The 11,541-nt window shown below is 46.1% G+C and carries 11 protein-coding genes; 5 read left to right on the top strand and 6 right to left on the bottom strand.

Going from position 1 to position 11,541, the window contains the following annotated elements; translation table 11 throughout:
- The first annotated feature begins 2 nt into the window (after positions 1-2).
- Both OC193_RS15385 and thiH read left to right on the top strand, forming a co-directional pair.
- A complete protein-coding gene (locus tag OC193_RS15385) occupies positions 3-767 on the top strand; it encodes a thiazole synthase (protein WP_048662847.1) in 765 nt (254 codons plus the stop codon).
- A gap of 7 nt (positions 768-774) precedes the next feature.
- Positions 775-1,887, top strand: coding sequence for a 2-iminoacetate synthase ThiH (thiH, locus tag OC193_RS15380; protein ID WP_048662848.1), 1,113 nt, complete (start codon positions 775-777; stop codon positions 1,885-1,887).
- Between the two features lie 136 nt (positions 1,888-2,023).
- Here the strand turns inward: thiH and OC193_RS15375 are convergent, their stop codons facing one another.
- Both OC193_RS15375 and OC193_RS15370 read right to left on the bottom strand, forming a co-directional pair.
- The gene (locus tag OC193_RS15375; protein ID WP_048662849.1) at positions 2,024-3,814 is read right to left on the bottom strand and encodes an aminopeptidase P family protein; all 1,791 of its coding nucleotides are present in this window, start codon (positions 3,812-3,814) and stop codon (positions 2,024-2,026) included.
- Between the two features lie 122 nt (positions 3,815-3,936).
- Entirely contained in the window at positions 3,937-4,878 is a 942-nt protein-coding gene (locus tag OC193_RS15370; RefSeq protein WP_012605070.1) for a LysR family transcriptional regulator, read from the bottom strand.
- A gap of 101 nt (positions 4,879-4,979) precedes the next feature.
- On the opposite strand from OC193_RS15370, the gene OC193_RS15365 reads away from it, so the two are divergent.
- Together OC193_RS15365 and tsrA are read left to right on the top strand one after the other, a co-directional pair.
- Positions 4,980-6,179 carry a multidrug effflux MFS transporter gene (locus OC193_RS15365; protein ID WP_196299410.1) on the top strand — a complete coding sequence of 400 codons (1,200 nt, stop codon included), beginning with the start codon at positions 4,980-4,982 and terminating at the stop codon, positions 6,177-6,179.
- A 102-nt stretch (positions 6,180-6,281) separates the two neighbouring features.
- Positions 6,282-6,563 (top strand): H-NS-like global regulator TsrA, encoded by a 282-nt coding sequence (tsrA, locus tag OC193_RS15360; RefSeq protein WP_009848181.1) that lies wholly within the window; start codon positions 6,282-6,284, stop codon positions 6,561-6,563.
- 66 nt (positions 6,564-6,629) lie between these two features.
- Here tsrA and OC193_RS15355 read toward each other — a convergent pair whose 3' ends face one another.
- The 4 genes from OC193_RS15355 to OC193_RS15340 form a co-directional block, all read right to left on the bottom strand.
- Positions 6,630-7,088, bottom strand: a complete 459-nt coding sequence (locus tag OC193_RS15355) for a DoxX family protein (protein ID WP_048661185.1) — start codon at positions 7,086-7,088, stop codon at positions 6,630-6,632.
- Position 7,089: 1 nt separating this feature from the next.
- Entirely contained in the window at positions 7,090-7,857 is a 768-nt protein-coding gene (locus tag OC193_RS15350) for an HvfC/BufC N-terminal domain-containing protein (protein ID WP_048662850.1), read from the bottom strand.
- Positions 7,854-8,714: an MNIO family bufferin maturase gene (gene bufB, locus OC193_RS15345; RefSeq protein ID WP_048662851.1), complete on the bottom strand. Its 861-nt coding sequence runs from the start codon at positions 8,712-8,714 to the stop codon at positions 7,854-7,856. Before bufB ends, OC193_RS15350 begins: the two co-directional genes overlap by 4 nt.
- Before the next feature lie 64 nt (positions 8,715-8,778).
- On the bottom strand, positions 8,779-9,039 hold the full coding sequence (locus OC193_RS15340) for a BufA1 family periplasmic bufferin-type metallophore (protein ID WP_048662852.1): 261 nt from the start codon (positions 9,037-9,039) through the stop codon (positions 8,779-8,781).
- A 264-nt stretch (positions 9,040-9,303) separates the two neighbouring features.
- Between OC193_RS15340 and uvrD the strand changes: the two genes are divergently transcribed.
- The gene (gene uvrD / locus OC193_RS15335; RefSeq protein ID WP_048662853.1) at positions 9,304-11,478 is read left to right on the top strand and encodes a DNA helicase II; all 2,175 of its coding nucleotides are present in this window, start codon (positions 9,304-9,306) and stop codon (positions 11,476-11,478) included.
- Positions 11,479-11,541: the final 63 nt, after the last annotated feature.

The raw sequence follows: 11,541 nt of genomic DNA, 5'->3' as shown, positions 1-11,541 counted from the left end.
CCATGTTAACCATCGCAGATAAAACGTTTCAATCACGTCTGTTCACTGGAACCGGCAAGTTCGCAAACAAACATTTGATGGCGAGTGCTATCGAAGCGTCAGGTTCTCAACTGGCAACCATGGCACTGAAGAGAGTCGATATTCGTTCTGAGCAAGATGATATTTTGCAGCCAATTATTGATGCTGGCGTTAATCTACTTCCGAATACCTCTGGTGCGAAGAACGCGAAGGATGCAATTTTTGCAGCACACTTGGCTCGCGAAGCACTAGGTACTAATTGGCTAAAGCTTGAGATTCATCCGGATCCAAAGTACTTGATGCCAGACCCAATCGAGACACTTAACGCTGCTGAGCAACTAGTGAAAGATGGCTTTGTTGTCTTGCCTTATTGCCACGCGGACCCTGTATTGTGCAAGCGCTTAGAAGAAGTAGGCTGCGCAGCTGTGATGCCACTCGGTGCACCAATTGGTTCGAATAAGGGAATTGCTTCAGCGGACTTCCTAGAGATCATTATCGACCAAGCGAACGTTCCTGTGATTGTTGATGCTGGCATTGGTGCTCCATCACATGCTGCACGTGCAATGGAAATGGGTGCAGATGCTGTGTTAGTGAATACGGCGATTGCTGCTTCTCAACAGCCTGTTGAAATGGCGATTGCCTTCAAGTTGGCAGTTGAAGCGGGTCGTATGGCTTACCTTGCTGGTCTCGCTGGTCAGGTATCTCACGCGGTTGCTTCCAGTCCGCTAACTTCATTCCTAGACGAGTAGTATTGCCATGACGTTTGTTGATCGATTTAAACAGCTCAACTGGGATGACATTGGTATGTCCATCTTCAGTAAAACGGCGGCGGATGTTGAACGTGCTCTGAGTAAACCCAAACGTGACTTAGAAGATTTTAAGGCTTTGATCTCTCCGGCGGCTGAACCTTACTTAGAGCAGATGGCACAACAATCGTTGGCGTTAACGCGTAAGCGATTTGGTAATACGATGTCGCTGTATATTCCTTTGTACTTATCGAACTTGTGTGCGAATGCGTGTACCTACTGTGGCTTCTCAATGGAGAACCGTATCAAGCGTCGTACATTAACTTTGGATGAAATTGATGCCGAGAGCGCGGCCATCAAAAAGATGAAGTTCGATAGTGTATTGTTGGTGACCGGTGAGCATGAAACCAAGGTTGGAATGAAATACTTCCGTGAGGTGCTACCGAATATCAAAGCGCAATTTAACTACCTTGCGATGGAAGTGCAGCCGCTCGATCAAGATGACTACGCGGAACTAAAAAACCTTGGCTTAGATGCTGTGATGGTTTACCAAGAAACATATAGCCCAAGTACTTATGCTGAGCACCACCTGCGTGGCAACAAAATGGATTTTGAATACCGGCTCGAAACGCCTGATCGTCTGGCAAAAGCGGGTATTGATAAGATAGGGATTGGTGCTTTGATTGGTTTGGAAGATTGGCGAACAGACTGTTTCTTCGTGGCCGCTCATTTGGATTACTTAGAGCGAACTTACTGGCAAACGCGTTACTCGATTTCTTTCCCACGTCTTCGTCCTTGTGAGGGTGGTTTGCAACCTAAGTCGATTATGAGTGATAAGCAGTTGGTGCAACTTATCTGCGCTTATCGACTATTAAACCCTGAGGTTGAGTTGTCTCTTTCGACTCGAGAGTCTGCAACGTTCCGCGATAACGTGTTGCCGTTAGGTATCACTAGCATGTCTGCCGCGTCAAAAACTCAACCTGGTGGTTATGCTTCGGGTGAGGAAGAGCTTGAACAGTTTGAGATAAGTGATGAAAGAAGTGCCGCTGACGTTGAGGCTATGATTCGTCAACGCGGCTTCGACCCGGTGTGGCGAGATTGGCACAGTGCTTACTCAGGCTAACTAACATCTGGGCTAATGTTCCACGTGAAACATCAATGATGTGAAATCGACAAACAAAAACGGCTACCTAAGGGTAGCCGTTTTAATATCAAACTGAGCCAACTAGCTTGGGTTCAGTTACCTACCTAGTAAGTCATTAAGCGTGAGCAAGTGGTGTTGTTGATTGGCGTAGCCATTCCAACGTATCACCTTCAACTAATGGGCTAACATCGTTCCATACTTTCTGGTGGTAATCGTTTAGCCATGCAAGCTCAGGTCGTGTCAGTAGATCGACGTTGATGTTGCGCCTATCAATAGGGCAACGTGTTAGCGATTCAAACGTTAGTACTGAGAAGTCACCTTGAGTAGGAAGCTCAACGACCAATTCTAGGTTCTCGATGCGGATACCAAACTCATCAGCACGGTAGTAACCCGGCTCGTTTGATAACACCATACCTTCAACAAGAGGTACGTCGATAAGCTTCTTAGAGATACTTTGCGGACCTTCATGAACACTTAGGAAGTGACCAACACCGTGACCAGTACCGTGGTCATAGTCGAAGCCTTCTGCCCATAAGTGCTGACGCGCTAGGATATCAAGTTGGAAACCACGAGTACCCTGTGGGAAACGCGCACGTGCAATGCCGATGTGACCTTTAAGTGCCAATGTGAACTGCTGGATCATCTCGTCGCTTGGCTGGCCAATCGCGATAGTACGAGTGATGTCGGTTGTACCATCTAAGTACTGACCACCTGAATCGACTAGGTACAGAGTATTCATCTCTAACTGACCTGGTTCAGGTTGGTTCTCATGGTTGTAGTGACACATTGCAGCGTTGCCGCCTGCCGCTGAAATTGTGTCAAAACTTAGGTCCATCAGCGTTGGGTCTTGCTCGCGGAATGATTGTACTTTGTCTGCTAGTACCGCTTCGTTGTGTAGGTTACCTTGCGCGACTTCAGCATCAATCCAAGACAAGAACTTGGCCATCGCAACGCCATCTCGAATGTGACACGCTTTCATACCTGCAATTTCCGTTGCGTTTTTAGCTGCTTTTGGCATTAGGCATGGGTCTGCTGCTTCAATGATATGAGCACCAGCGTTTTGTAGAACAAGTGTGTACCAAGCGTTGCTTGTACCTGAATCAACTGACACATTCTTACCTTCTAAAGATTGAAGACGTGCTTCAAGCTCAGATGGGTGAGAAACACGAATACCATTACCAACGTGCGCTTCAAAGCCTGCAGGGATACGATCTGGGTCTAAGAAGAAATCGACGCTTTCATCGGCGTGAATGATGGCATTAGACAATACAACCGGTAGGCGAGACACGTCCAAACCGCGAACGTTGAGTAACCAGCAAATAGAGTCTAGTTCAGTAAGGATAGAGGCATCCGCACCTTTGGCTTTTAGCAGGCCTGCAATTTCAGCACGTTTACTTTCACTTGATTGACCAACGGCGTCGGTCGCCATTAGGCGAACATCAGATACAACAGGTGTAGGGCGATCAGACCAAAGCTCATCAATCGGGTTTGCTGTTAATGTGGTGAGTTCTACTTTATCAGCCAGTTTAGCTTGTGCGCCTTTCAACCAAGCCGCTGTGTGCATGCGTGGGTCGAAAGCAACTTTACTGCCTTGTGCTAGTGAATTGATGATCCAATCTAAAGCCGGCTCTTCAATAAGGTGGCGATACTCAAATAACTCTGCTGGTACCTGCTTGCGAACCTGAACGGTATAGCGACCATCAACAAAAATAGCAGCGTTTTCACGAGTGATAACCGCTGCACCTGCAGAGCCAGTGAAACCAGTTAACCAGTGAAGTCGCTCGTTATGAGCTGGAACGTATTCGCCTAGGTACTCATCTTCGTGTGGGATGATAACCGCATCTAGTTGGTTTGCTTCAAGCCAAGCTCGAACCGCAGTAACGCGTTCCGCAGTGATATTGTGCATCTGTGTTTATCCTTATTGTTAGGGTCCTTGTTAACACTCACAGCAGATATACATGTGAGGGGACTTATTAGGTCAATAAGCTAGCGCTTTTGTTCGTTTGCTGCAAACGCTGTACGCCATTTTTATCTAAGGTGCAGAGTTTTTTCTTTGATGATATCTCGCAACCAAGTTAACGCTGGGTCATTTTCTCTATCACGGTGCCAAAACAGAGTGTAAGCCATCGGCGGAAATTCCATTGGTAGAGGGACAACGACTAAGTCGAGCTGTTTGGCAACAAGGTAGGTGAAGTGACTTGGTGCCGTAAACACGAAGTCAGTGTAGGTGCACAAGCTAGCCGCACTATTGAAGTCAGGAACAGAAATAGCGATATCACGTTGGTGACCAAGGTCGGCAAGTTTGTAGTCGAGTAACCAACGGTCGTTACCATCACATCTTACTTGTACATGACGTTGTGCAAGGTAGGTTTCCAGATCCCATTTGCCACTCAGAGCAGGGTGGTTGCGTCTTAGCACACACATCTGTGCATCACGGTAGATCTCTTGTTCGCAAATATCATCTGGCGGCAACATGGTTAAACGTGCATCGTTGATGTCGATGTCTTTACCCGTGAGTCCGATATCGAGTTCGCCAAGCTGCAATTTTTTAAAGGTTTGCTCTGTCCAAGCATGGGTGTTGATATTCACCTTAGGGGCTTGTCGAAAGATTGCAGGTAAGAAGTGAGGAAGAATCAACGGGTAGACACTTTCAACCGCTGCAATGTGAAAACTGTGGTCACTGTTGTTGGGAATGAACGTCTCTGGTTGGGTGAGCACATCAAGTTGGTTGATCAGCGTTTCTAATCTAGGTTTGAGAAAGACTGCCTTTGGTGTTGGTCGCAGACCATGAGCACTTCGCGTAAAAAGGGGGTCATTAAATTGCTCACGAAGTTTGGCCAATGACTTACTCACTGCTGACTGGCTAAGGCATAATCGATGCGCAGTGCGAGTAACACTCAGCTCTTCCATCAGTACTTGTAAGCAAACTAATAGATTTAGGTCGAGGCGCGATAGTTTCTCGATATTCATGTGAGTTTCCTATTTGGAATAATGCTAATGAGTATATGCCATTTTTGTTCATATCTTTAGTTGGTTATTATGCACCTAAATTAACTCATCCGGAGAATCTTGTGCCTTCTAACGCGCTTCCAACCCCTAGTAAACTGCAGGTTGCTTTATTGGCAATGCTGGTTCTATTTAGCCCTTTGGCTATTGATATCTACCTACCAGCTCTGCCACAAATTTCGACAGCGTTTCACGTGGAACATGCACTAGCACAAGATACGATTACTTGGTTTTTATTTGCCATGGGTGTCGGCCAACTGTTTGCTGGCCCTTTGGCTGATAAGTTAGGACGTCGAACCGTTGCATTGGGAGGTGTTAGTATCTATGCATTGAGTGCTTGCTTGGCGTGGGCAGCTCAATCGATTGATATGATGCTAATAGCTCGGCTGCTACAAGGCTTAGGAGCTTGTGCGACTTCTGTAGCAGCCTTTGCAACGGTTCGCGATCTATTTGGCCCAGAGAAGAGTGGCCGAATGATCAGTTACCTCAATGGTGCGATCTGTTTTATCCCTGCATTGGCACCAATTCTTGGCGCTTGGTTAACGCATCAATTTGGCTGGCGCTCAAACTTCAGCTTTATGGCTGGCTTCGCGGTAGTCGTTGGCAGTATCTTATTCTTCCAAATGAAAGAGTCTAACCCGGCGACAGAGAAGGTTGCTGTGTTCAAACTAGAGCGTTACTGGTCAGTGCTGAAAACACCATCATTCATCTTCCATGCGACATTGTGCTTGATGGCGATGGCAGTAATCCTTGCTTACGTTACCTCTGCACCGGTTGTGTTGATGGAGAACCTAGGTTTGACGATGAACGAGTTTACCTTCTGGTTTGGTATTAATGCGGTTATCAACATCACGGCTGCATTCACTGCACCGAAGTTCATGGACCGTTTTGGTACTTATAAAGCACTGGTTGTTGGTATTTCAACGCTGGGCTTAGCGGGTGTGATTATGTTGGTGCTTGCTAAACACGCGACTCCAATCGCGTTCATGCTACCGATCTTCTTATCGTCGGTTGGCTTTGCTTGGATTCTTGGTGCTGCGGCGGGTAAAGCTCTGGAACCTTTCGGTGACCGTGCGGGCACCGCAGCTGCGTTACTAGGCTTGTTCCAAATGAGTGGTTCAGGACTTCTTGTGGGTACCATGCAACGTCTTGATTTAACGTCGCAAGTGATGATCGCGTTGCAAATGTTCCTGATTGTTCCTGCATTACTAGTGCTTGCGAGCAAGGCGGGTAAGTCTTGGCACGCAACGTTTGCTAAGGCATAAGTTACAAGGGTGACAAAATATACAAATGGCGGTTTGCGAAACGTTAAAACATGGTATATTTGTCACTCATTGAAACGTTAGTCCCCAACGGAAAATACTGTAATGTCATTAACAACCTACGAAATGGCGCGCGTCTTAGAACAAATGGAAGATGCACCTGAAAAGGTCATGTTTGGTAAACTGCTTAAAGAGCTAGGCAACCAAAGTGAAGAGCGTATTCGCAGTGCGGCAAAACAAGTTCCAATCGATACTTTGCGAGATATCATTTACCAATTTCAGCGAGTGGTAGAGTCTCGTAAGGGAGAGCAGGTTCAGCTACTCGCAAAAGAGCTAGCCGAGCAAGGTATCTCTGCTGAAGAGCTACAAGCTTTTCTAAATAAATAAGCTGACGCCAGTTAAAAAAAACCACTCAATTGAGTGGTTTTTTGCGTTTTGAATCTACGGCGAAGACTAGTTGCTAAATTGTTTCTTCAAGATTCTATCAAGTGAAAATGGTCCGGCTCCCCATACCACAACGATAAGAATCATTAACCCCCACAACTGATGATCATAGAAACCTTGTTCCCACAGCACCGGGTAAGACACGACAGCTATGATGTTGAACACGAACAGCACTGCGGCCATCGGTCGTGTTAATAAACCGAGTGCTAAAAACACTGGCAGAATTAACTCAGCGGCAGTACCCATGTAAGCTGCTAATTCCCAAGGTAGCAGTGGTACTTGGTATTCCAACTCAAACAAGTAAAGAGTGCTATCCCAAGTTGCTATTTTGGTTAACCCAGAATTAAAGAAGACCCACGCCACCCATAGGCGGCAAAACAGAAGTAGGACAGGAACAAAAAGTGCCTGTGATTTCTCAATCAAATTGTCGTATTGAGCCATCATGTTCGTGACTGTGTTGTTATCCATATTATGTCTCCAATTCGGCATCGATTGAAAAACCTGAGATGACGTTAAGCGCCATGACAGTATTCAGGTGTTGTAGTAGTGAAGGGGCAATCTCAGCGAGCGTTTGACCCGATTGCAATTCAGTTAATAGTTGGTGGCATTCTTCTGTCAAACAATGACTCTCAACCTGTGAATTCTCGGCTCGGATTAACACCCCAAATTCAGGTTGGTTGATGTCTAACCCGTCGAGTTGTTGCTGATAGATAGCTTGCTCAAGCGCGATAATCGTGTAACTAGAGCTAATTAGCGTTATTGAATTTTTGAGGTGAAAGACTAAAGCGCTTTGTTGCTCTGGTGGCACATCGGCTAAACAAGAAAGAGGACGTTGGTCGACATGTGATTCTGAAGCGCACCTCATCAGGTTATCTTTCTGCCATTCATACAACGCCACTTCACCGAGATAAGGTGCAGCCTCAATAACGGCAGGAAAGGCTTGGATAGTTTGTGCAAAGTGTTCACCGTAACCACTGACATCACCAGAGGTCGATGGATAACTTAAGACATGTTGACGAGCCATCTGTTGGAAGCACTCCTCTCCAACCAACATTTCAGTGAGTGGGTAGGTTGCTGCCAAAACTTCGCTCAAGCTGATCACAAAGTTATTGCGGTAAATCTGGATTCGCTGTTCATCGGTAAAATGGTCGCTCACTATGTCGCAGTGCTCACCATTGTTTTGATAGCGCAGGGCGTTAGCAAACTCCAATTGAACATCTGCTAGGGAGTGGCTCATGATGCGCGACTCCTTTGGTTGAACTTGTCGTGTTGATACAAGATGTCACTGGCTTTGGTTGCTTCAGCCAATAAAACTTGTGGCTCTGGGATATCGAGATCCCATTCAATCAAGGTATGGCGTGAACCATGTTGTGCTATCCAGTCAGTATAGAGTTTCCACACTTCGTCACAGACAGGTTTACTGTGTGTGTCTATCCAGATCTCACCTTGTTCGAGTTTCTTTTTGGTAAAACCTGCCAAGTGAATCTCTTCCACTTTGTCTGCAGGAATTCCGCTTAAGTACTCTTCACAGCTGAAGCCATGATTAAAAGATGAGACAAAAATATTATTGAAATCGAGTAATAGGCGACACTCAGTACGCTTCTGTACCTCGGCTAAAAACTCCCACTCTGGGATGGTTGAATGCTTGAAAGCAAGGTAACTCGATGGGTTCTCAATCAACATAGGGCGTTGCAGGCTATCTTGAACCTCTAATACATTTCGACAAAAGACTTCTAACGCCTCTTCGGTATAAGGCAGCGGTAATAAGTCATTGAAGTAATGACCGCCGGTCTGACTCCAGCTGAGATGATCAGAAACCAAGAATGGCTCGATGTCATCGATGAGTTCTTTCAACTGCAGCAAGTGATTTGGGTTGATGCGCTCAACAGAACCTAGAGACAAACCCACACCGTGGCAACTTATGCTATGTGCGTTACGAATTTCTCTGAGTTGTTGGCGTTGCGGTGATTGAGCTAAAAAGTAGTTCTCGCTGTGAACCTCTAACCAACTCACTAGAGATGGATTTTGGCTAAAGAAGTCCAAGTGCGGTGTTCTAAGGCCAACCCCTGCATTGGGGTGAAGAGTTTGAGTCACAACGGTTCTCCTAATCGGAAGTGGAGGTGAGCTGAAGGTCAGCCCACCATACTAAGCAGCTCAATTATGATGATTGAGTGTTACCACCAGCTAATTTGCCACATAGTCCTTTAGGAACGACTACGAATGCATCGGATTGGTTGTCTTCTTTTGCTGTACCTGCACATGAGCTTGTTTTGGTTGCACAATCATTTTGGCCAGCTTTTGCCACGCCGTAGCATTTTTCTTTCGCTGCTGCTTCCGCAGGTGCTGATGTAAGAACTGCACCACCAAACGCTAGTACACTTGTGATTGCAGCTGTAACAGCAAGATTAGAATTTTTCATAGTCATTCCCTCTAGGACTTAATAGTATTTTTACATCGCAGGTTAATGAATTGTTAACTTGCTTACTAAAAAGGATAGGAAGAACTAGGAAATAATTTCATGGCATTATAAAAAATATCAATATTAATGATGATTCATTGTTTAAGTTACTGATTTTATAATGTTAATTTTTGATTGTTTTTTCTTCTTATTATTCTAAACGCAGCCTAGTGTTTAGGTTATAATCAACTTTTATGTATAAATACCCAGTAGTGAGCATATCCAATGATAGATCCTTCGCTTTTACTCGATGGCCTAAACGACAAACAACGTGAGGCGGTCGCGGCACCTTTAGAAAACCTACTTATTCTGGCAGGTGCTGGTAGTGGTAAAACGCGAGTGTTGGTGCATCGTATCGCTTGGCTGCAAAGCGTTGAGCAAGCATCACCGTTCTCTATCATGTCGGTTACCTTCACCAACAAAGCGGCAGCAGAGATGCGTGGTCGTATTGAAGAGTTGATGATGGGTAGCTCGTCAGGCATGTGGAACGGTACCTTCCATGGTATCTGTCACCGTATCCTTCGTGCTCACTACCTAGATGCAAAACTGCCAGAAGATTTCCAGATCATCGATTCAGATGATCAGATTCGTTTGCTGCGTCGCTTAATCAAAGCGCAAAACCTCGATGAAAAACAGTGGCCTGCTAAGCAAGCTTCTTGGTGGATCAATGGTAAGAAAGACGAAGGGCTGCGCCCAAGTCACATTGACGCCTACCATGATCCAATAACTCAAACGTGGTTAAAGATCTACTCTGCTTACCAAGAAGCATGTGACCGTGCTGGATTGGTCGACTTTGCGGAAATCTTGTTGAGATCGCATGAACTATTGCGCGATAAGAAACACATCCGAGAGCACTACCAAGCTCGCTTCAAGCATATCCTTGTCGACGAATTCCAAGATACCAACAATATCCAATATGCTTGGCTGCGTATGATGGCAGGCCCAGATTGTCGCGTGATGATCGTAGGCGATGATGACCAATCTATCTATGGCTGGCGTGGTGCGAAGATCGAAAATATTCAGAAATTCTTGGATGAATTCCCAGGTGCTTCGACGGTTAGACTTGAACAAAACTACCGTTCAACCAAAACCATTCTGCAGGCGTCGAACGAGCTTATTTCGAACAACACCGAACGTATGGGTAAAGAGCTGTGGACCGATGGTAACGATGGCGAGCCAATCTCTGTGTACTCGGCTTATAACGAGTTAGATGAAGCGCGTTTCACGGTTAGCAAAATCAAAGAGTGGCAGGAGAAAGGCGGTGCGTTAGAAGATACGGCAATGCTATATCGTAACAACGCACAATCGCGTGTTCTTGAAGAAGCTTTGATCCAAGCTGGTCTACCTTATCGAATTTACGGCGGCATGCGATTCTTCGAGCGTCAAGAAATTAGAGACGCCTTGAGCTACATGCGCCTAATGAGCAATCGCGGTAATGATGCGGCGTTTGAGCGTGTGGTAAACACGCCAACGCGTGGCTTGGGTGATAAAACGTTAGAAACGATTCGTCTTGCAGCGCGTGATCGTGGTGCAACCATGTGGGAAGCAAGTGTTGCTTTGATAGAAGAGCAAGTGCTACCCGGTCGTGCTGCGGGTGCATTGAGCCGCTTTATCGAGCTGATTAATGCGCTTGAAGATGACACTTTAGAACTGAGTCTGCATGAACAAACTGACCACGTGATCAAATCGTCGGGTCTGTTTGCGATGTACGAGCAAGAGAAGGGTGAGAAGTCGAAGGCACGTATTGAGAACTTGGAAGAATTGGTAACGGCAACGCGCCAGTTTGAAAAGCCGGAAGAAGCGGATGAGATGAGCATGCTGACGGCGTTCCTAACTCACGCAGCTTTGGAGGCGGGTGAAGGTCAGGCCGATGAGTTTGACGATGCGGTTCAGTTAATGACATTGCACAGTGCCAAAGGCCTAGAGTTTCCAATGGTATTCATGGTGGGTGTCGAAGAAGGCATGTTCCCAAGCCAGATGTCGGCCGAAGAAGCGGGGCGTTTAGAAGAAGAGCGTCGCTTGTGTTACGTAGGCATGACCCGTGCGATGGAGAAGCTTTACATCACTTACGCAGAAATGCGTCGTTTGTACGGTCAGGACAAGTACCACAAACCATCACGTTTTATTCGTGAGCTGCCAGAGACCTGTCTGGATGAAGTGCGTATGAAAGCGCAAGTGAGTCGCCCGGCAAGCAGTGGTCGCTTTAGCCAAACTGCTGTGAAAGAGAACTTCAATGAAACAGGCTTTAGTTTGGGGTCTCGTGTGAAGCACCCTAAGTTTGGTGAAGGTACTATCATCAACTTCGAAGGGAGTGGTCCACAGAGTCGAGTTCAAGTGGCATTTAACGGTGAAGGGATTAAGTGGTTAGTGACAGCTTACGCGCGTTTAGAGCAACTGTAATCGTTACTTCATCATCTAATAACCGTTCATTATTGAAAACAAAAAGAGCAGCCAATGGCTGCT

It is taken from the genome of Vibrio crassostreae (genome assembly GCF_024347415.1).
Classification (GTDB): Bacteria; Pseudomonadota; Gammaproteobacteria; order Enterobacterales; family Vibrionaceae; genus Vibrio; species Vibrio crassostreae.
This window is presented reverse-complemented; position numbering and strand designations above follow the sequence as displayed.